Below are 19662 nucleotides of genomic sequence, written 5' to 3' on the forward strand. Positions count from 1 at the left end.
CTTGTAGTTCTCCAACCTGACGGGAGGTCTCCCATGCAGCTGCCCCGCACCCCCTCCTTCCGCCTCGACGGCCGCCGCGCGCTGGTGACGGGGGCGTCGCGCGGGATCGGCTTGGGCTGCGCGGTGGCGCTGGCCGAGGCGGGGGCCGAGGTGGTGATGGTCGCCCGCGGCGCGGCGCAGCTGGAGGCGGCGGTGGCGGCGATGCGGGCCGCGGGGCTGACGGCCGAGGGTCACGCGCTCGACATCACTGATCGGGGCGCGGTGGCGGCGCTGCTCGACGCCGTGGGGCCGGTGGACATCCTGTGCAACTCGGCCGGCCTCGCGCGGCACGCGCCCGCGCTGGAGACGGCCGAGGCGGACTATGACGCGGTGATGGAGATCAACGTGAAGGCCGCCTATTTCCTGGCGACCGCGGTCGCGGCGCGGATGGGGCGGGGCGGCTCGATCCTTCAGGTGTCGAGCCAGATGGGCCATGTGGGCGGGATCGACCGGGCGGTCTACTGCGCGTCGAAGCACGCGCTGGAGGGCATGACCAAGGCGATGGCGATCGAGTGGGGCAAGCGCGGCATCCGGGTCAACACGATCTGCCCGACCTTCGTGCGGACCGAGCTGACGGCGGCGACCTTTGCCGACCCGGCCAAGCGCGCCTGGATCGAGGGCAAGATCAAGCTGCCCCGCGTGGCCGAGGTGGAGGACCTGATGGGCGCCGTCGTGTTCCTGGCGTCCGACGCGGGCGCCATGGTGACGGGCAGCGCCTTGATGGTCGACGGCGGCTGGACGGCGGGCTGAGGCGCGCGGTCAGCCGACCACGCGCACCGGCGATTTCGGCACGCTGCAGTTGGCGTCGATGAAGTCGAGCACCAGCGGCCGGATCTTGTCGCGCCAGCTCTTGCCGGCGAAGATGCCGTAGTGGCCGGCGTTCGGCTCCAGGTAGCTCGCCTTCTTGTGGTCGGGCAGGCCGGTGCAGAGGTCGAGCGCCGCGACGCACTGGCCGGGGGCCGAGATGTCGTCCTTGCCGCCCTCGACGGTCTTGACCGCCACGGTGGTGATCTTGCCGATGTCCACCTTCTTGCCGTTCACGGTGAAGCGGTTCTGCGCCACCTCGAGGCCCTTGAAGATGCGCTCGACGGTCGAGAGGTAGAACTCGGCCGTCATGTCCATCACGGCGAGGTATTCGTCGTAGAACTTGTTGTGCTTGTCGTGGTCCGAGGCCTGGCCCTTGGCGACGCGCAGGATCTGGTTCGAGAAGGCGGTCGCATGCTTTTCCGCGTTCATCGCCATGAAGGAGGTCAGCTGCTGCAGGCCCGGGTAGACCATGCGGCCGGCGCCCGCGTATTTGAAGCCGACGCGCTGGACGACGAATTTCTCGAGCTGGCCCATGGTGACGCGGCGGCCGAAGTCGGTGACGTCGGTCGCGGCGGCGTCGGGGTTGATCGGGCCGCCGATCAGCGTGAGGGTGCGGGGCTGTGCCGCGGGGTCTTCCTCGGCGAGGTAGGCGGTGGCGGCCAGCGCCAGCGGCGCGGGCTGGCAGACGGCGATGACATGGGTGTCGGGCCCCATGACGCGCAGGAAGTCGACGAGGTAGAGGGTGTAGTCCTCGACGTCGAACTTGCCGGCCGAGACCGGGATGTCACGGGCGTTGTGCCAGTCCGTCACATAGACGTCGCAGTCGGGCAGCAGACTGAGCACCGTGGAGCGGAGGAGAGTCGCGTAATGCCCCGACATCGGCGCGACGAGCAGCACCTTGCGCCCGGTCGGCGCGCGGCCCTGCACCTTGAAGCGGATCAGGTCGCCGAAGGGGCGGGGGACGACGCGTTCGACGCTGACGCTGTGGTCGCGGCCGTCGTCGGCGGGAATCGAGTAGATGCCCCAGTCGGGCTTGGTGACCATGCGGGCGAAGCTGCGCTCGGTCACTTCGCCCCAGGCGGCGGTAAGCTTGATCATCGGGTTCGCGTAGAGCCCGAGCTGCGGGTAGGAACACATCGCGCGGGCCGTGGATCCGAACCACTGGTTCGTCACGCGCAAGGATTCCATGAAATCATAGGTGAGCATGTAGCGCATCGACGTCTCCTGCCTGAGCACCGGGGGGGTTGGCACGCCCCCGGATCAAATCGTCGCTTTGCCCCCTCACCGTGGCGCAGCTAGGCTTCTAGGTGAACCAAACACGGGGTAAAATCAAGGTGGCACAGGATGACGCACAGGAGCACGCGATGGGTGAGAGCCTGGACCGCCTGAACCAGAACCTCGCGAAGATCGAGAATCTGTCCAAGCGCCTCGTGGCGGCGCTGAGCGCGCGCAAGCCCGGCGACGCGGGCCTCGAGGGCCCCGGGCAGGACCTGTTCCTGAAAACCGGCATGGCGCTGTGGCAGGAGGCACTGACCAATCCCGCCCGGCTCATGGAGCGCCAGGTGGAATATTGGGGCCAGGCGCTGACCCATTACGCCGAGGTGCAGAAGGAGCTGGCCAAGGGGCACCTTGCGCTGGAGGGCGAGCCGGCCGCCGGCCCCGAGGACAAGCGGTTCGCGAACCCGCTGTGGCGCACGCACCCCTATTTCAACTTCGTCAAGAACCAGTACCTGATCTCGGCCGAGGCGATGAAGAAGGCGGTCGAGGACCTGGAGGGCCTGACCCCCCGCGACCGCAAGCGGGTGGAGTTCTTCGCCGGCCAGATCATCGAGATGTTCTCGCCCACCAACTACTTCGCCACCAACCCCGACGCGCTGGAGAAGGCGGTGGAGACCGAGGGCGAGAGCCTGGTGAAGGGGCTGGAGAACCTGGTGCGCGACCTCGAGGCGCGGCACGGCGAGCTGTTGCCGGTACTGGCCGACCCCAACGCCTTCACCGTGGGCGAGAACCTGGCCACCGCGCAGGGCGCGGTCGTCTACCGCAACGCGATGATGGAGCTGATCCAGTACACGCCCACCACCGAGCAGGTGCACAAGACGCCGCTGGTGATCTTCCCGCCCTGGATCAACAAGTTCTACATCCTCGACCTCAAGCCGCAGAACTCGCTGATCCGCTGGGTGGTCGACCAGGGCTACACGCTGTTCGTCGTGAGCTGGAAGAACCCCGACGAGACCTACGCCGACACCGGCTTCGAGACCTACATCGAGGAGGGGTATCTCAAGGCGATCGACGTCGCCTGCGAGATCACCGGGGAAAAGCAGATCAACGCGGTGGGCTACTGCGTGGCGGGCACCACGCTGGCGCTGACGCTGGCGCTCAAGGCCAAGCGCGGGCAGGCGCGGGTGAAGTCGGCCACCTTCTTCACCACGCTGACCGATTTCACCGACCAGGGGGAATTCACGCCGTTCCTCGACGACAGCTTCGTCGACGCGATCGAGCGGCAGGTGGACGCCGAGGGCTACCTGGACAGCCACTACATGTCCAAGACCTTCTCCTACCTGCGGCCCAAGGACCTGGTCTACGGCCCCGCCATCCGCAGCTACATGATGGGTGAGCCGCCGCCGGCCTTCGACCTGCTGTACTGGAACGGCGACTCGACCAACCTGCCCGGCAAGATGACGGTGCAGTACCTGCGCGGCCTGTGCCAGGCCAACGGCTTTGCCGCCGACGGCTTCGACCTGATGGGCGAGCGGCTGCATGTGTCGGACGTGACGCTGCCGATCTGCGCCATCGCCTGCGAGACCGACCACATCGCCGCGTGGAAGGACAGCTTCCGCGGGGTGGTGCAGATGGGATCGAAGGACAAGACCTTCATCCTGTCCGAGTCGGGCCACATCGCCGGCATCGTGAACCCGCCCTCCAAGAAGAAGTACGGCCACTGGCGCGGCCCCGAGGCGATCGGCACGCCGGACGCCTGGAAGGCCGCGTCCACCTACCACGAAGGGTCCTGGTGGCCGTTCTGGGACGAGTGGCTGTCGCAGCGGTCGGGCAAGATGGTTCCGGCCCGCCAACCGGGGTCCGAGTCGCACCCGGTGCTGGCCGCCGCGCCCGGCACCTATGTTCGCGAAACGGTAAAGGGCTGATCCGCCGATACAATCTCAGGGCGATGCTGCGGTGCAGAAAAACACTTGACTTGCTGCACTGCAGCATTCATATATGTGGCATACGCAGCAATGCCCCGGCGCTCGGGGCCCAGCCCGGAGAAGACCCATGGCCGCCAAGACCAACGATTTCACCAAGACCATGACCGAGATGATGTCCGCCTTCCCGATGGACATGTCCGCCATGAACGACGCCTTCAAATCCTCGGCCGCGATGGGCGAGAAGATGTCGAAGGTCATGCTCGACGCCGCCGAGAAGTCGACCGACATCTCGTCGAAGTTCACCAAGGACACGATCGCCAAGCTGGCCCACGTGACCGCCGTCAAGTCCGAGCCGACCGACTACACCAAGGCGATGACCGACTTCGCCTCGGCCCAGGCCGAGATGGCCGCCGAGACCATGGCCGCCTTCGCCGAAGTGGCCAAGAAGGTGCAGATGGAAACCGTCGAGCTGATGATGGCCGCCGGCAAGGAAGCCACCGAGGAAGCGACCGCCGCCGTCAAGAAGGCGACCGCCGAGGTGACGACCGCCGCCAAGAAGGCCACCGCCGCCGCCGCCAAGTGAGCGGACGGCCCTCGGGCCACAGGAATTTCGTGCCAGTGTCCTCCCCACCGGCATGAATGACAGAAGGGCGAGCCTCCTCCCGGCTCGCCCTTCGCGCTTTCTGCCCCTGCACAATGAATTTGCATTTCCCGCCCATAGGCGTAGGCTCGCCGGTGCTGCACTGCGGGAAGGGAGGGCAGGACATGGCGGGCAAGAGCGAACCGCTCCTCATCAAACGGTATGCGAGCCGCCGGCTCTACAATACCGAGACCTCCGACTACGTCACGCTCGAGGACATCGCGGGGTTCATCCGCACCGGCCGCGACGTGAAGATCGTCGACCTGAAGTCCGGCGACGACCTGACGCGCCAGTATCTGCTGCAGATCATCGCCGAGCATGAAAGCCGCGGCGAGAACGTGCTGCCGATCACCGTGCTGACCGACCTGGTGCGCAGCTACACCACCCAGACCGGGTCGGTGGTGCCCGATTTCCTCGCCATGTCCTTCGAGATGCTCAAGCAGGGGCAGTCGAAGATGATGGAGAACATGACCGTGATGAACCCGATGGCCAAGATGCCGGGGTTCGAGGCCATGCGCGCCCAGCAGGAGGCCTTCATCAAGGCGATGACCGGCGGGCTCGGCGCCCAGTGGTCCGGCCCTGCCGCCGACGACGCCGAGGAGGGCGCCGACAAGTCGGCCGCCGACGAGCTGGACGACATCAAGCGCCAGCTGGCCGACCTGCAATCGAAACTCAGCCGGATGTGATGCCCGCCCGCCTGGTCCGCCCCGCCCTGGCCGCGCTGGTCGCGGCGCCGCTCCTGTCGGGATGCGCGCTGTTCGGCTTCGGGCCGCGCCCGGCGCCCGCCGACCCGTCCGAGACCGTCTACCGCGCCGCGATGGAGGATCTGTCGCTGTGCATCACCGCGGCGGACCCCGCCGCGCGGGTGGCCGCCGCCGCCCGTCTGGCCGAGGCCGCGGCGCTGATGCAGGCCGAGACCCGGCCCACCAACCCCGACCATTTCTACATGGCCGACCGCGTCGCCGCCGGCGCGGCCTTCTGCGCCGACGAGATCGGCTGACCCGTCAGGCGACGAAGCGCACCCACCGGTTCAGCGGCAGGTCGCGGATGCGTTCGCCGGTCAGGTCGAACACCGCGTTGGCGAGCGCCGGCATCGACGGCGGCGTCGCGGGTTCGCCCACGCCGCCGATGTGGTCCTGCGTCTGCAGGATGCGGACTTCGACCTCCGGCACCTGGTGGATGCGCAGCGCGTCGTAGTCGGGGTAGTTCCACTGCTGCACCTCGCCGCCGGCGAAGGTGATTTCCTCCATCATCGCCGCCGACAGGCCGAAGAACAGGCCCGAGACCATCTGCGCCTCGATGATCGAGGGGTCGAGCGCGGTGCCCACGTCGCAGGCGACCCAGGCCCGCGTCAGCGCGACGGCGCCGTCCCGGTCCGCGACCTCGATGACCACGGCGACGGGGGTGTGGAAGGAATGGGTCATCGCCACGCCCATGCCGGTGCCCGCGGGGCGCGGCGCGGACCAGGCCGACATCTCGGCCACCGCGCGCAGCACGCCGGCCGTGGGCGCGTGTTCCGCCTCGGCCAGCTCCAGCCGGAACCCCAGCGGGTCGCGGCCCGCCGACAGCGCCATCTCGTCGATGAAGCTTTCCATGAAGAAGCCGTTGAAGGAATTGCCGACCGACCGCCAGAACCCGACCGGCACGGCGAGATCGGCAAGGTGGCCTGTCACCCGGTAGTTCGGGATGGCGTAGGGCTGGTTGAACAGGCCCTCGACATGCCCCTTGTCGGGCCCGGGCGGTGCGCTTCCGGTCAGCCGCCGCATCGACTGCCGCGTGACCGAGGGCGCGGCGACGCGCCCCTCCAGCGCATGGGCAAAGCCGTTGCGCAGCACGCCCCGCATCCGCGCCGCCGCGGCGGGGCGGTAGAAGTCGTGGCGCATGTCCTCCTCGCGCGACCAGGTGACCTGCACCGGCGTGCCCTGCATCGCCTGCGCGACGCGGGCGGCCAGCACGGCGTAGTCCACCTCGCCCCGGCGCCCGAAGCCGCCGCCGAGATAGGTGACGTGCACCGTCACCTGATCGGGGTCCAGCCCCACGGCCGCGGCCGCCGCCAGCTCGGCAAAGCCCGGCGACTGGCTGCCGGTCCAGATTTCCAGCCGGTCGCCGTGGTGCAGGGCGGCCGCGCTCATCGGCTCCATCGTGGCGTGGGCGAGCCAGGGCACGGTGTACTCGGCCTCGATCACCCGGTCGGACGGGTCCACGTCCATCGCGTCGACGTCGCCGTCGTCGCGCAGGGTGGAATTCGGGGGGTCGTCCAGCGCGGCGCGGATCACCTCCATCAGCGCGTCCGAGGTCTCGGGGTAGGGGGCGGGGCCCCATTCGATCGCCACCGCCTCGGCGGCCCGCATGGCGAGCCAGGTGTTCGTCGCCACCACCGCGATCCCGGTGCCGAGGTCGATCACCCGCTCGACCCCCGGCATCGCCTCGGCGGCGGAGGCGTCGAAGGACACCATCCCGCCGCCCAGCCGCGGGCTCATCCGCACGGTCGCAAAGCGCATCCCCGGCAGCCGCACGTCGATGCCGAACTCGGCCGTGCCGGTGACCTTGGCCACCATGTCGGTGCGCGGCATCGACCGGCCGAGGTAGCGCCAGCGCGACGCCGGGCGCAGCTCGACCCGGCGGGGCGGGTCGATGGCGGCGGCCTCGACGGCCAGTTCCTGGTAGGTCAGTTCCAGCCCGCCCGGCGCGATGACGCGGCCGTCGCGGGTCTCCAGGCTGCCGACCGGCAGGCCCAGCCGCGCGGCAGCGGCCTGTTTCAGCGTCTCGCGCGCCGTGGCGCCGGCCTGGCGCAGCTTGTCGTAGGCGTCCAGCGTCGAGGTGGAGCCGCCGGTGACCTGCAGGCCGATCATCCGGGGCAGGACCGACATCGCCTCGATCATCACCTCCTGGAACCCGGTGCGATCGTAGTCGGTCGTGGGCAGGGCGTGGCTCATCAGCCCGGCGTTGTAATAGGCCTGCGCGGCGGGGCCGTGGATGACGCGCACGTCCTCCCAGGCGACATCCAGTTCCTCGGCGATCAGGGCGGGCAGGGTGGTGTAGACGCCCTGGCCCATCTCGGCGCGGGCGGCGACCAGCGTCACGCCCTGCTGGTCGATGATGATCCAGGGGTTCAGCGTGACCTCGCCCTCGCCGGGCTGCAGGGGGTTCGGCAGCTCGCGGCGGTACTGCCAGACGCCGAAGGCGACGCCGCCCGCCACGGCGGCCGAGCCGGTCAGGAAGGTGCGGCGCGCGATCTTGCCCCAGCTGGCCATGGCTCAGCCCTCCCGCAGGGCCGCGGCGGCGGCATGGATGGCGGCGCGGATGCGCGGGTAGGTGCCGCAGCGGCAGAGGTTGCCGGACATGGCGGCGTCGATGTCGTCGTCGGTGGGCGCGGGCGTCTGCGACAGCAGCGCGGCCGCCTGCAGGATCTGCCCCGACTGGCAGTAGCCGCATTGCGCCACCTGGTGCTCGACCCAGGCCGCCTGCACGGCGTGAAGCGCGTCGGGCGTGCCCAGCCCCTCGATGGTGGTGACGGGCCCCCAGACATCGGCCAGCGCCACCTGGCAGGAGCGCACGGCCTCGCCGTCGATCTGCACGGTGCAGGCGCCGCAGGCCGCGACGCCGCAGCCGTATTTCGTGCCGGTCAGGCCCAGCTCGTCGCGCAGCACCCACAGGAGCGGCACGTCGTCGGGCAGGTCGATCTGGTGCGTCGTGCCGTTGACGGTGAGGGGGGTGGCCATGGCTCCTCCGCTGGGCTGCCTCGGATCCTAGCCTAGAGGTGGCGCCGGCGCCGTCAACGCGCAAGGCCCCCGCGCCGTGTCGTCAGTGGGCGGCGCCCGACCAGAGGTTCAGCACCAGCACGCCCGCCACGATCAGCGCGATGCCCAGCACCGCCGGCCCGTCAAGGCGCTGGCCGTAGACCAGCCAGCCGATCAGCGTGACCGCCGCGACGCCCGCGCCCGACCAGATGGCATAGGCGATGCCGAGCGGGATCGTGCGCAGCACCTGGGCCAGCAGGTAGAAGGCCACGCCGTAGCCCAGCACCACCATCAGGCTGGGCCAGAGCCGGGTGAACCCGTCGGACGCCTTGAGGGCGGAGGTGGCGACGACCTCGCCGGCGATGGCGAGGGTCAGGTAGAGCCAGGGCATGGGGGCGGGCCTTTGCGGGTGGGGTCGGACCCGGCTTAGGATGCCCGGACGTGGCCGGGCAAGCGCAGCGGTGCCGCAGCGGCCGGAAAACTCAAGTTTTCCGCGGAAACCGCGCGGTTTCCGCCTTACCGCCCCCGGATCCGCGGGTCGAGCGCGTCGCGCAGGCCGTCGCCGATGTAGTTCACCGACAGCACCGTCAGGGAAATGGCGAGGCCCGGCCAGATCACCCGCTCGGGGTTCTGCGTCAGCCAGTCGGTGGCGTCGAACAGCAGCCGCCCCCAGGTCGGGAAGTCGGACGGGAAGCCGAGCCCGAGGAAGGACAGCGCCGATTCGGTTATGATCGCGTTGGCGATGCCCAGCGTCGCCGACACCATGATGGGCGACATCACGTTGGGCAGCAGGTGCCGCGTGATCATCCGGTGGCTCGGGGTGCCGATCGACCTGGCCGCCAGCACGAACTCGCGTTCCTTGAGCGCGAGCACCTCGGCGCGCACCACCCGCGCGGTCTGCATCCAGGAGGTCACGCCGATCATCACCACGATCAGGATGAAGATGCCGCCCTCGGGCCCGAAGCTGGCGCGCAGCGGGTCGCGGAACAGCATGATGGTGACCAGCAGCAGCGGCAGCAGCGGCATGGCGAGGAACAGGTCCGTCGTCCGCATCAGCAGGCCGTCGAGCTTCTTGAAATAGCCCGCCATCACCCCGATCAACGACCCGAGGAACAGGGCCAGCGCCATCGCCGTCAGGCCCACCGCGATCGAGGTCTGACCGCCCGCCATCATCCGCGCCATGGTGTCCCGGCCCAGCTGGTCGGTGCCCATCGGGTGCGCCCAGGTGGGGCCCGAGTTGCGCGCGCGGATGTCGATGAACTGCGGGTCGATCCGCCACACGAGCGGCCCGAGATAGACGAACAGCAGCGCGAAGATGAAGAAGCCCAGCCCGAACAGCGCGCCCTTGTGGGTCTTGAACTGGTCCCAGACGTCCCACCACTGGTTGCGGGGGGCGCGGTAGGTCTCGAACTCCATCGCCGGGGGCGGGGTCGGGCGGTCCGTCGTGTCAGTCATAGCGGATCCTCGGGTCGAGCACGCCGTACAGGAGATCGGCGATCAGGCTGAACAGCACGATCAGCACGGCGAAGATGAAGCTGACGGTCTGCACCACGGGCACGTCGCCGCTCTGGATCGCGATGATCAGGAGCTGGCCGATGCCGTTCACCTTGAACACCTGCTCGGTGATGATCGCGCCGCCGAACACCGCCGGCACGTTCAGCGCGATGACGGTGACGACCGGGATCATCGAGTTCTTGAGCACGTGCACCAGCACCACGACGCGCTCGTTCAGGCCCTTGGCGCGCGCGGTGCGGACGTAGTCCTGGTTGAGGTTGTCGAGCATCGAGGCGCGCAGGTAGCGGCTGATCTGGCTGGCGTTGTAGAGGCCGAGCACCATCACCGGCATGATGATCTGCTTGAGCTGCACCACGAAGCTGTCCCAGTCCGTCACCTCGTGGGTGGTGTCGTAGACCGAGGGGAACCAGCCGAGGTTGACCGCGAAGATCACGATGAACAGGACGCCGGTGAAGAAGGTGGGGACCGAGAAGCCGACCATCGAGATGAAGGTGCCGACCTGGTCGAACACCGAATACTGCCGGTAGGCCGAGATGATGCCGAGGGGCAGGGCGATCAGGATGCCGACGATGTAGGAGGTGCCCACCACCCACAGCGTCTGCGGCAGGCGTTGGATGATCAGCTCCATCACCGGGCTGCGGGTCTGGTAGGAGATGATCCGCGGCCCCTCGGGGGCGACCTGCCAGCCGGTGGCGTTCTCGATCAGGTGCAGGGGTTCGTCCCACACCATCAGCTTGAGCCACTTGAAATACTGCACCAGCACCGGGTCGTTCACCCCGAGGCTTTCGCGGATCTGCTCGCGCACCTCCGGCGGGATGGTCAGGGGCAGGCCGGCCGTGGGGTCGGAGGGCGACAGCTTCACGATCAGGAAGATGATGAAACTGATGAACAGAAGCGTCGGGATCGCGAGGATCAGTCGTCGGATCGTGTAGGTCAGCATGGGCCAACGCCTCGGGTCAGAAGTTTTCTTGATCTTGCCTGCGAAATGGCCCGCGCCACTTGGGGCGGCGCGGGCCGGTCGTGTCGGGTCAGGACGTCACTGGGCGCGACGCCAGTCCATGATGTTCCACAGCTCCGAGTCCCAGTCGGACATCAGGATGCCCTCGAGGGTCACGGCATGGGCCGAGACGCCGCCGCGGTGCACCAGCGGGATGATCGAGTAGCTCTGGACGAGCATGTCGTTCATCTCGCGCGCGATGCGGCCGCGCTCCTGCAGGTCGGCGGTGCCGGCCAGCTCTTCGATGAGGGCGTCGTACTCTTCCATGCAGAAGCGCTGGATGTTCGAGCCCTGCCACTGGGTGTCGGGGCCCGGCCACTCGTCGCAGGCCCAGTTGGCCATGTAGGCCTGCGGGTCCACACCGGCGAAGTTGTTGGTGTACATCTCGATGTCGGCATAGAACTTCTGGAAGGTGTCGGGCGAGGCCGGGTCACCGCCGAAGAAGACCGACGCGTCGATGTTGCGCAGCTCGGCGTCGATGCCGATCTCGGCCCACCACTGCTTGATCAGCGCCTGGGTGTCCTGGCGGACGGCGTTGGTCGAGGTCTGGTAGAGCACGCGCAGCGGGATGCCGTTGTACTCGCGGATGCCGTCGCCGTCGGTGTCGACGATGCCGGCGCCGTCAAGCAGCGCGATGGCGCCGGGGATGTCCTGCACGAGGCAGGCATCGTTGGCGGTCGAGGCATAGAGCTCGGGCGCGGGCAGCACGTTGCAGGTCGGCTGGCCGCCGGCGCCGTAGCCGATCTCGGTGATCAGCGCGCGGTCGATGGCCATCGACATCGCCTGGCCGACGATCGGGTCGGTCAGGAACGGGTGCGGGCCGGCCTCGGCCGTCGAGCGGATGTCACCCAGCGCCGGGTCGGGGTTGGTCTGGTTCAGGTGCAGACGCTCGACCGAGGTGCCGAAGGCGGTGACCACGTTGCAGCGGCCCTGCGCTTCCATCTGCGCCAGGATCGTCGGGTCGATCTGCAGGTTCCAGGCGTAGTCGAACTCGCCGGTCTCGCAGACAGAACGCGCCGCCGCGGTGGCGTCGCCGCCGCCCTTGAAGGTCACGGTGGCGAAGTACGGACGATCCGGGAAGCGGAAGTTCGGGTTCGCCGACATCTCGATCACGTCGTTCGGGCGGAACTCGTCCACCACGAAGGGGCCGGTGCCGATCGGGCCGAAGTTGGCGTCGGTGCACTCGGGCGCGCGGGCGCCGAGGCAGTCCGCGAACTGCGCCGCCTGGATCACCGGGCTCTCGGAGCCGACGAAGGCGGTGTAGGGGAAGGGCGTCGGCGCGCCGAAGGTCACGCGGACCTGGTTGTCGCCCACGGCCTCGACGTTGGTCACGCCGTCATAGGAGCTCGCCTGCGCGCAGCCGCCCTCGGGATGGGTGCAGTACTGCCAGGTGAAGATGAAGTCGGCGGGCGTGAGCGGCGTGCCGTCCGACCAGGTGATGCCGTCGCCGATCGTCCAGGTGATCGAGGTCAGGTCCTCGGAGACGCCGCCGTTCTCGATGGTCGGGATCTCGGAGGCCAGCCACGGCACCATGTTGCCGTCCTGGTCGAAGCGGGCCATCGACTCGAGGATCAGCGAGGCCGATTCCACCTCTTTCGTGCCGCCCGAGAGATACGGGTTCAGGGTCGAGGGCGCCTGCCAGTAGATGATGTTCAGGTGGCCCGACGACCCGCGCTCGGCCATCGCGGCGGCCGGCGCAAGCGCCAGCGCGGCCGCGCCGAGCAGAAGGGAATATCGTTTTTTCATTGGTCTGTCTCTCTCTCCTTGTTGGATGCTCATGCCTCGGTGGGCTGCGCCGCGTTGCCCGCGGTCTCTGGTCGTGTCTCGTTGTAGAGGTGGCAGGCGACGAAGCGGCCGGGTTTCACCTCGCGGAATTCGGGGTCGATCTGGCGGCAGATGGCCATGACCTTGGGGCAGCGCGTGCAGAAGTTGCAGCCCTGCGGCGGGTTCGCCGGGCTGGGCACGTCGCCCTGCAGGATGATCCGGTTCGCCTCGTCGTGGCTGACCGGGTCGGGCTCGGGCACCGCCGACAGGAGCGCCTCGGTATAGGGGTGCAGGGGCGCGTCGTAGAGCACGTCGCGCGCGCCCAGCTCCACCACCTTGCCCAGATACATCACCGCCACCCGGTCGGCGATGTGGCGCACCATCGACAGGTCGTGGCTGATGAACAGGTAGGTCAGGCCGAACTCGTCCTGCAGTTCCTCGAGCAGGTTCACCACCTGCGCCTGGATCGACACGTCGAGCGCGGCGATGGGTTCGTCGCAGACGATGAACTTGGGGTTCAGCGCCAGCGCGCGGGCGATGCCGATGCGCTGGCGCTGGCCGCCCGAGAACTCATGCGGGTAGCGGTTGGCGAAGTCGCGGTTCAGGCCCACCGCGTCCATCAGCTGGTAGATGCGGTCGAGCCGTTCCTTCTCGGACAGCTTGGTGTGCTCCATCAGCGGCTCGCCGATGATGCCCGCGACCGTCATCCGCGGGTTCAGCGACGCCTGCGGGTCCTGGAACACCATCTGCATCTTGGGCCTTAGCCGGCGCAGCTTGTCGAAGGGGGCGGTCGCGATCTCCTCGCCGTCCAGCTTGATCGACCCGCTGGTCGGTTCGTAGAGCCGCAGCACCGCGCGCCCGCAGGTCGACTTGCCGCAGCCCGACTCGCCCACCAGGCCCAGCGTCTCGCCCTCGAAAATGTCGAAGCTGACGCCGTCGACCGCCTTCACCGCGCCCGTGACCCGGCGCAGGAGCCCCGAGCGGATCGGGAAGTGCATCTTGAGGTCCCGGACCTCGACGAGCTTCTTCGCGGTCTTGGCGTCAAACATTCCGCGGCGCTCCTGCCTTGAAGTCCCAGAAACAGGCCGCGTCGTGGCTGGGGCCGACATCGTGGCGCGCCGGGTTCTCGCGCGCGCAGCGGTCGAAGGCCTGCGGGCAGCGGGCGCGGAACGGGCAGCTTTCGGGCGCCTTGGACAGGATCGGCGGCTGGCCCTGGATCACCCGCAGCTTCTGCTGCCGCTCGCCGCGGATGTGCGGCACGGTCTCCAGCAGCATCCGGGTGTAGGGGTGCTGCGGGTTGGCGAACAGCTCGCGCACGGGCGCCTGTTCCACCACCTGCCCGCCGTACATCACCATCACCCGGTCGGCGATGCCCGCGATCACGCCCAGGTCGTGGGTGATCCAGACGATGGCCATGCCGAGCTTCTGGCGCAGCTCCTTGATCAGCTCGAGGATCTGCGCCTGGATCGTCACGTCGAGCGCGGTCGTCGGCTCGTCCGCGATCAGCACCTTGGGGTCGCAGGCCAGCGCGATGGCGATCATCACGCGCTGCCGCATCCCGCCCGAGAACTGGTGCGGGTAGTCGTCGAGCCGCCGCCGCGCGTCGGGGATGCCGACCAGCTCCAGCAGCTCCACCGCCCGGTCGGCCGCCTGCGCCTTGTTCAGGCCCATGTGCGTGCGCAGGGGTTCGGTGATCTGGTAGCCCACGGTGAACACCGGGTTCAGGCTGGTCATCGGGTCCTGGAACACCATGCCGATGCGGGCGCCGCGGATGGCGCGCATCGTGTCCTCGGGGACGCGGGCGAGGTCCTGGCCCTCGAACATCACGCTGCCGCCGCGGATCTCGGCGGGCGGCATCGGCAGGAGCCGGATCAGCGACATCATCGTCACCGACTTGCCCGAGCCCGACTCGCCCACCACGCCCAGCAATTCGCCGGGCTTGAGCGTGAAACTGACATTGTTGACCGCGTGCACCTCGCCGCCACGCGTGCGAAAAACGGTCTTCAGGTCCTTGACATCAAGGACGAAGGGCGTGGCCCCGTCGGGCATCGGCAGATGCTCCTCAACCTGTTGGTGCGCCGCCTCTTGTCGATGCACGGGCGGCTGCAATCGTTAATGACGCTAACATGAAAAAACTCGCCCGCAAGCTGCAATCGGTCGCTGACGGGCTGACCTTGCGTGCAGTTTCGGCAGATGCCCATACCTTGGGCAGACACGCCCCGACCGGGCTTGACGACCCCGCGCCGCTGGCACAGGCTCCGGCCCGTGTCCATCCGGAGCATCCCATGACCGACGTGTTGAGCCCGCGGGCTCTGCTCGACAAGCTCGTGTCCTTCCCGACCGTCAGCCGCGACTCGAACCTCGCGCTGGTGGACTGGGTGCAGGACTACCTCGCCGGCCACGGCATCGCGTCGTGGCGCGACTACGACGAGACCGGGCAGAAGGCGAGCCTCTATGCCCATGTCGGCCCCGCCATCGAGGGCGGCGTGATCCTGTCGGGCCACACCGACGTGGTGCCGGTCGACGGGCAGGACTGGGTCACCGACCCCTTCACCGTGGTGGAGAAGGACGGCAAGCTCTACGGCCGGGGCACCTGCGACATGAAGGGCTTCGACGCGCTTGCCCTCTGGGCCACGGTCGAGGCGCACCGCCGGGGTGTGAAGCGGCCGCTGCAGCTGTGCCTGTCGCGCGACGAGGAGATCGGCTGCACCGGCGCGCCGCCGATGATCGAGGCGATGCAGGCCCACATGCCGCGCGCGTCGATGGCCATCATCGGCGAGCCGACGGAATGGGGCATCGTCAACGGCCACAAGGGCGGCGTCGGCTTCGACCTGCATTTCCGGGGTTTCGAGGTGCATTCCTCGATCGCCTACACCGGCGTGTCCGCGATCATGGAGGCCGCCCGCCTGATCGACTGGGCCAACGACGTGAACGTCGAGAACGCCGCCAAGGCCGACCCGGCCAACGCCTACGACCCGCCCTACACGTCGCTGCATGTCGGCATGATCAAGGGCGGCACCGCGCACAACATCACCGCCAAGGACTGCACCTTCGTGCTGTCGGCGCGCACGATCCCCGCCGAGCCCAACGCCGAGTGGGCCGCGCGCATCCGGGCCGAGATCGACCGCATCGCCGCCGGCATGACCGCCGTGCGCCCCGAGGCCGGCATCACCGCGGTGCCGCGCTGGGACGTGCCGGGCCTGAAGGCCGAGGTCGAGGGCGAGGCCGAGGCGCTGGTGCGCCGGCTGACGGGCGAGAACGGGTCGGGCGTCGTCAGCTACGGCACCGAGGCCGGGCAGTTCCAGGCGGCGGGCTATTCGGCGGTGGTCTGCGGGCCGGGCAACATCGCCCAGGCCCACCAGCCCAACGAATACATGACCGTCGCGCAATTCGAGAAGGGGCAGGCCTTCATGGCCAAGCTCCTCGACCACCTGCAGGAAGGCTGAGACCCATGCCGATCAAGAACCGCCTCGCCGAGCTGATGCCCGAGATCGCCGCCTGGCGCCGCGAGCTGCACGAGAACCCCGAGATCCTGTTCGACCTGCCCAAGACCACCGCGATGGTCGAGGCGAAACTGCGCGAGTTCGGGGTGGACGAGATCCACACCGGCATCGGCCGGTCCGGCATCGTCGCGCTGATCCGCGGCAAGACCGACACGCGCGGCTATTGCGTGGGCCTGCGCGCCGACATGGACGCGCTGCCGATGGACGAGCACACGGGCCTGCCCCATGCCTCGAAGACGCCGGGCAAGATGCACGCCTGCGGCCATGATGGCCACACCGCCATGCTGCTCGGGGCCGCGAAATACCTGTCCGAGACGCGCAACTTCGACGGCACCGTGGCGCTCATCTTCCAGCCCGCCGAGGAGGGCGGCGGCGGCGGGCACGAGATGGTCAAGGACGGCATGATGGAGCGCTTCGGCATCGACGAGGTCTACGGCATGCACAACGAGCCGGGCCTGCCGGTGGGCGAGTTCGGCGTCTCGCCGGGGCCGATCATGGCGGCGTCCGACAGCTTCGAGCTGCGCGTCGTCGGCAAGGGCGGCCACGCCGCGCGGCCGCACATGTGCGTCGACCCGACGCCGGCCGCCTGCACGCTGGTGATGGCGCTGCAGACGGTCGCCAGCCGCAACGTCGACCCGATCAAGCAGATCGTGGTGTCGGTCTGCACGGTGAAAACGTCGTCCGAGGCGTTCAACATCATCCCCTCCGAGGTGCTGGTGCGCGGCACCGTCCGCACGCTGGATGCGGGCGTCCGAGACACCGCCGAGGCGCGGATCCGGGCGCTGTGCCATTCCACCGCCGAGGCCTATGGCTGCGAGGCGCATCTGGACTACGAGCGCGGCTATCCCATCGTGGTGAACCATGATGCCAACGCCGAGATCGCCGCCGAGATCGCCCGCGCCGTCGCGGGCGAGGACAAGGTGCGCTGGGGACGCCCGCCGCGCATGGGGGGCGAGGATTTCGCCTACATGCTGCAGGCCCGCCCCGGCGCCTTCATCAATGTCGGCAACGGCGACACCCACGGGTTGCACCACCCGCAGTATGACTTCAGCGACGAGGCCATCCCCTACGGCTGCAGCTTCTTTGCCGAGCTCGTCGAACGACGCATGCCCGCGGCCTGAGCCGCGGGGGAGAGAGGACAGATGCCGATCAAGAACCGCTTCGCCGAGATGCTGCCCGAGATCACCGCGTGGCGGCGGCACCTGCACCAGCACCCCGAGCTGCTCTACGAGGTCCACGAGACCGCCGCCTTCGTCGCGGGCAAGCTGCGCGAGTTCGGGGTGGACGAGGTGACGGAAGGCATCGGGCGCACCGGCGTCGTCGGCGTGATCCGCGGGCGTAACGGCGGGGTGGGGCGGACCATCGGGCTCCGCGCCGACATGGACGCGCTGCCGATCATGGAGGCCACCGGCCTCGACTATGCCTCGACGGTCCCCGGCAAGATGCACGCCTGCGGCCATGACGGCCACACCTCGATCCTGCTGGGCGCCGCGAAATACCTGGCCGAGACGCGGAATTTCGACGGCACGGTCGTCCTGATCTTCCAGCCCGCCGAGGAGGGGGGCGCGGGCGCCAAGGCGATGATCGACGACGGGCTGATGGACCGCTGGAAGGTGGACGAGGTCTATGGCCTGCACAACGCGCCGGGCATCCCCGTGGGCACCATCGTCACGCGGCCGGGGCCGTTGCAGGCCAGTTCCGACGAGTTCGAGATCGTGGTGAAGGGCAAGGGCGGCCACGCCGCCGAGCCGCATCAGGCCATCGACACCACGCTGGTCGCGGCCCACATCCTGATCGCGCTGCATTCCATCGTCAGCCGCAACGTCAACGCGCTGAAGCGGGTGGTGCTGACCGTCGGCACCTTCCGTACCGACAGCGGGGCGTCGAACATCATCCCCGACGAGGCCCGGATGGAGGGTACCGTGCGCACCCTCGACCCCGAATACCGCGCGATGATGGAGGGCCGCATCCGCGAGGTCGCGACCCACACCGCCCAAGCCTTCGGCGCGAAGGCCGAGGTGCACTGGTTCCCCGGCTACCCCGTCACCATCAACGACGAACAGGGCGCGGCGCACGCCGCCGCTGCCGCCCGCGCGGTGGCCAATGCCGTCGACGACAACTTCGACCCGATCATGCCGTCCGAGGATTTCAGCTACATGCTCGAGGCGCGCCCCGGCGCCTACGTCTTCCTCGGCAACGGCGACACGCCCATGTGCCACCACCCCAGATACGTGTTCGACGACGAGGCGATCCCCTACGGGTGCAGCTTCTTCGCCGAACTGGTCGAGCGCCGCCTGCCGACCGCCTGACGACAGAAGGAGACCGCCAAGATGCCCGTCAAGAACCGCTTCGCCGAACTGCTGCCCGAGATCACCGAGTGGCGCCGCGACATCCACGAACACCCCGAGATCCTGTTCGACACCCACCGCACCAGCGCGCTGGTGGCCGACAAGCTGCGCGCCTTCGGCTGTGATGAGGTCGTCACCGGCATCGGCCGCACCGGGGTCGTCGGCATCATCAAGGGCAAGTCGAACAAGTCGGGCCGCACCATCGGGCTGCGCGCCGACATGGACGCGCTGCCGATCCACGAGGAGACCGGGGTGGAGTATGCCTCCAAGACCCCCGGCGCGATGCACGCCTGCGGCCATGACGGGCACACCGCCATGCTGCTCGGCGCCGCGAAATACCTTGCCGAAACCCGCAACTTCGACGGCACCGTCGCGGTGATCTTCCAGCCCGCCGAGGAAGGCGGCGGCGGCGGCCGCGAGATGGTCGATGACGGCATGATGGAGCGCTGGAAGATCGAGGAGGTCTACGGGATGCACAACTGGCCGGGCGTGCCGACGGGCAGCTTCGCCATCCGCTCGGGCCCGTTCTTCGCCGCCGCCGACCAGTTCGACATCTACGTCACCGGAAAGGGCGGCCATGCTGCCAAGCCGCAGGAGACGATCGACACCACCGTCATCGCGTCGCACATCGTGCTGGCGCTGCAGACCATCGCCAGCCGCAACGCCGACCCGGTGAAGCAGGTGGTGGTGTCCGTGACGAGCTTCGAGACCGGCTCCAAGGCGCACAACGTCATCCCCGAGACGGTGCATCTGAAGGGCACCGTCCGCACCCTCGACCCCGCCATCCAGGACCTTGCCGAGCGGCGGCTGAAAGAGATCGCCGAGGGCACGGCCGCCACCTTCGGCGGCGCGGCCCGCGTCGACTACCGCCGCGGCTACCCGGTGATGGTGAACTCGGACGAGCAGACGGAATTCGCCGCCGAGGTCGCGCGCGCGGTGTCGGGCGACTGCGCCGAGGCGCCGCTGGTCATGGGGGGCGAGGATTTCGCCTTCATGTCCAACGCGAGGCCCGGGGCCTACATCCTTGTCGGCAACGGCGACACGGCCAACGTCCACCACCCGAAGTACAACTTCAACGACGAGGCGATCCCGGCCGGCTGCAGCTGGTGGGCCGAGATCGTGGAGCGCCGCCTGCCCGCCGCCTGATCGGCGGGCCGCCGCCGGCG

18 protein-coding genes are annotated in these 19662 nt (G+C 68.8%); 9 read left to right on the plus strand and 9 right to left on the minus strand.

The window, feature by feature from the left end:
- Window positions 1–33 precede the first annotated feature (33 nt).
- Window positions 34–789, plus strand: a complete 756-nt coding sequence (locus HCU73_RS02870) for an SDR family NAD(P)-dependent oxidoreductase (RefSeq protein WP_168621883.1) — start codon at window positions 34–36, stop codon at window positions 787–789.
- 9 nt (window positions 790–798) lie between these two features.
- Here HCU73_RS02870 and phaZ read toward each other — a convergent pair whose 3' ends face one another.
- Window positions 799–2061: a polyhydroxyalkanoate depolymerase gene (gene phaZ / locus HCU73_RS02875; protein WP_168621884.1), complete on the minus strand. Its 1263-nt coding sequence runs from the start codon at window positions 2059–2061 to the stop codon at window positions 799–801.
- Window positions 2062–2210: 149 nt separating this feature from the next.
- Between phaZ and HCU73_RS02880 the strand changes: the two genes are divergently transcribed.
- The 4 genes from HCU73_RS02880 to HCU73_RS02895 all read left to right on the plus strand — a co-directional run bounded on the left by HCU73_RS02880 (window position 2211) and on the right by HCU73_RS02895 (window position 5629).
- On the plus strand, window positions 2211–3989 hold the full coding sequence (locus tag HCU73_RS02880; protein WP_168621885.1) for a PHA/PHB synthase family protein: 1779 nt from the start codon (window positions 2211–2213) through the stop codon (window positions 3987–3989).
- 127 nt (window positions 3990–4116) lie between these two features.
- On the plus strand, window positions 4117–4572 hold the full coding sequence (locus HCU73_RS02885) for a Phasin (protein WP_168621886.1): 456 nt from the start codon (window positions 4117–4119) through the stop codon (window positions 4570–4572).
- Window positions 4573–4754: 182 nt separating this feature from the next.
- Complete coding sequence (gene phaR, locus HCU73_RS02890) at window positions 4755–5315, plus strand: polyhydroxyalkanoate synthesis repressor PhaR (protein ID WP_168621887.1); 561 nt, start codon at window positions 4755–4757, stop codon at window positions 5313–5315.
- The gene (locus HCU73_RS02895; RefSeq protein WP_168621888.1) at window positions 5315–5629 is read left to right on the plus strand and encodes a hypothetical protein; all 315 of its coding nucleotides are present in this window, start codon (window positions 5315–5317) and stop codon (window positions 5627–5629) included. The genes phaR and HCU73_RS02895 overlap by 1 nt, the downstream gene beginning before the upstream one ends.
- A 4-nt stretch (window positions 5630–5633) precedes the next feature.
- Here HCU73_RS02895 and HCU73_RS02900 read toward each other — a convergent pair whose 3' ends face one another.
- The 8 genes from HCU73_RS02900 to HCU73_RS02935 form a co-directional block, all read right to left on the minus strand.
- Window positions 5634–7883, minus strand: a complete 2250-nt coding sequence (locus HCU73_RS02900) for a xanthine dehydrogenase family protein molybdopterin-binding subunit (protein WP_168621889.1) — start codon at window positions 7881–7883, stop codon at window positions 5634–5636.
- A 3-nt stretch (window positions 7884–7886) separates the two neighbouring features.
- Window positions 7887–8351 (minus strand): (2Fe-2S)-binding protein, encoded by a 465-nt coding sequence (locus HCU73_RS02905; RefSeq protein WP_168621890.1) that lies wholly within the window; start codon window positions 8349–8351, stop codon window positions 7887–7889.
- A gap of 82 nt (window positions 8352–8433) precedes the next feature.
- Window positions 8434–8760, minus strand: coding sequence for a DMT family transporter (locus HCU73_RS02910; protein ID WP_168621891.1), 327 nt, complete (start codon window positions 8758–8760; stop codon window positions 8434–8436).
- A 125-nt stretch (window positions 8761–8885) separates the two neighbouring features.
- Entirely contained in the window at window positions 8886–9824 is a 939-nt protein-coding gene (locus HCU73_RS02915) for an ABC transporter permease (protein WP_168621892.1), read from the minus strand.
- Window positions 9817–10824: an ABC transporter permease gene (locus HCU73_RS02920; protein WP_168621893.1), complete on the minus strand. Its 1008-nt coding sequence runs from the start codon at window positions 10822–10824 to the stop codon at window positions 9817–9819. Before HCU73_RS02920 ends, HCU73_RS02915 begins: the two co-directional genes overlap by 8 nt.
- Window positions 10825–10920: 96 nt before the next feature.
- A complete protein-coding gene (locus HCU73_RS02925; protein ID WP_168621894.1) occupies window positions 10921–12627 on the minus strand; it encodes a peptide ABC transporter substrate-binding protein in 1707 nt (568 codons plus the stop codon).
- 29 nt (window positions 12628–12656) lie between these two features.
- Complete coding sequence (locus HCU73_RS02930) at window positions 12657–13694, minus strand: ABC transporter ATP-binding protein (protein ID WP_168621895.1); 1038 nt, start codon at window positions 13692–13694, stop codon at window positions 12657–12659.
- The gene (locus HCU73_RS02935; protein WP_168621896.1) at window positions 13687–14694 is read right to left on the minus strand and encodes an ABC transporter ATP-binding protein; all 1008 of its coding nucleotides are present in this window, start codon (window positions 14692–14694) and stop codon (window positions 13687–13689) included. The genes HCU73_RS02930 and HCU73_RS02935 overlap by 8 nt, the downstream gene beginning before the upstream one ends.
- 236 nt (window positions 14695–14930) lie before the next feature.
- Between HCU73_RS02935 and argE the strand changes: the two genes are divergently transcribed.
- From argE to HCU73_RS02955, 4 genes are read left to right on the plus strand one after another with little or no spacing between them, the layout of a single operon-like run.
- Window positions 14931–16091 (plus strand): acetylornithine deacetylase, encoded by a 1161-nt coding sequence (argE, locus tag HCU73_RS02940; RefSeq protein ID WP_168621897.1) that lies wholly within the window; start codon window positions 14931–14933, stop codon window positions 16089–16091.
- Between the two features lie 5 nt (window positions 16092–16096).
- Window positions 16097–17269, plus strand: a complete 1173-nt coding sequence (locus tag HCU73_RS02945) for a M20 aminoacylase family protein (RefSeq protein WP_168621898.1) — start codon at window positions 16097–16099, stop codon at window positions 17267–17269.
- Window positions 17270–17290: 21 nt separating this feature from the next.
- Window positions 17291–18457 (plus strand): M20 aminoacylase family protein, encoded by a 1167-nt coding sequence (locus tag HCU73_RS02950; protein WP_168621899.1) that lies wholly within the window; start codon window positions 17291–17293, stop codon window positions 18455–18457.
- Between the two features lie 21 nt (window positions 18458–18478).
- Entirely contained in the window at window positions 18479–19642 is a 1164-nt protein-coding gene (locus HCU73_RS02955) for a M20 aminoacylase family protein (protein WP_168621900.1), read from the plus strand.
- The last annotated feature ends 20 nt before the right edge of the window (window positions 19643–19662 follow it).

Source organism: Roseicyclus persicicus (assembly GCF_012395815.1).
GTDB classification, from domain to species: domain Bacteria; phylum Pseudomonadota; class Alphaproteobacteria; order Rhodobacterales; family Rhodobacteraceae; genus Roseicyclus; species Roseicyclus persicicus.

Excerpts from the sequence above, each read along its gene's own strand:
- phaZ (WP_168621884.1), bottom strand. The coding sequence starts at position 2,061 with ATGCGCTACATGCTCACCTATGATTTCATGGAATCCTTGCGCGTGACG.
- HCU73_RS02885 (WP_168621886.1), top strand. The coding sequence starts at position 4,117 with ATGGCCGCCAAGACCAACGATTTCACCAAGACCATGACCGAGATGATG.
- HCU73_RS02905 (WP_168621890.1), bottom strand. The coding sequence starts at position 8,351 with ATGGCCACCCCCCTCACCGTCAACGGCACGACGCACCAGATCGACCTG.
- HCU73_RS02895 (WP_168621888.1), top strand. The coding sequence starts at position 5,315 with ATGCCCGCCCGCCTGGTCCGCCCCGCCCTGGCCGCGCTGGTCGCGGCG.
- HCU73_RS02930 (WP_168621895.1), bottom strand. The coding sequence starts at position 13,694 with ATGTTTGACGCCAAGACCGCGAAGAAGCTCGTCGAGGTCCGGGACCTC.
- phaR (WP_168621887.1), top strand. The coding sequence starts at position 4,755 with ATGGCGGGCAAGAGCGAACCGCTCCTCATCAAACGGTATGCGAGCCGC.
- HCU73_RS02935 (WP_168621896.1), bottom strand. The coding sequence starts at position 14,694 with ATGCCCGACGGGGCCACGCCCTTCGTCCTTGATGTCAAGGACCTGAAG.
- HCU73_RS02920 (WP_168621893.1), bottom strand. The coding sequence starts at position 10,824 with ATGCTGACCTACACGATCCGACGACTGATCCTCGCGATCCCGACGCTT.
- HCU73_RS02870 (WP_168621883.1), top strand. The coding sequence starts at position 34 with ATGCAGCTGCCCCGCACCCCCTCCTTCCGCCTCGACGGCCGCCGCGCG.
- HCU73_RS02880 (WP_168621885.1), top strand. The coding sequence starts at position 2,211 with ATGGGTGAGAGCCTGGACCGCCTGAACCAGAACCTCGCGAAGATCGAG.
- HCU73_RS02955 (WP_168621900.1), top strand. The coding sequence starts at position 18,479 with ATGCCCGTCAAGAACCGCTTCGCCGAACTGCTGCCCGAGATCACCGAG.
- HCU73_RS02915 (WP_168621892.1), bottom strand. The coding sequence starts at position 9,824 with ATGACTGACACGACGGACCGCCCGACCCCGCCCCCGGCGATGGAGTTC.
- HCU73_RS02910 (WP_168621891.1), bottom strand. The coding sequence starts at position 8,760 with ATGCCCTGGCTCTACCTGACCCTCGCCATCGCCGGCGAGGTCGTCGCC.
- HCU73_RS02925 (WP_168621894.1), bottom strand. The coding sequence starts at position 12,627 with ATGAAAAAACGATATTCCCTTCTGCTCGGCGCGGCCGCGCTGGCGCTT.
- HCU73_RS02945 (WP_168621898.1), top strand. The coding sequence starts at position 16,097 with ATGCCGATCAAGAACCGCCTCGCCGAGCTGATGCCCGAGATCGCCGCC.
- HCU73_RS02900 (WP_168621889.1), bottom strand. The coding sequence starts at position 7,883 with ATGGCCAGCTGGGGCAAGATCGCGCGCCGCACCTTCCTGACCGGCTCG.
- argE (WP_168621897.1), top strand. The coding sequence starts at position 14,931 with ATGACCGACGTGTTGAGCCCGCGGGCTCTGCTCGACAAGCTCGTGTCC.
- HCU73_RS02950 (WP_168621899.1), top strand. The coding sequence starts at position 17,291 with ATGCCGATCAAGAACCGCTTCGCCGAGATGCTGCCCGAGATCACCGCG.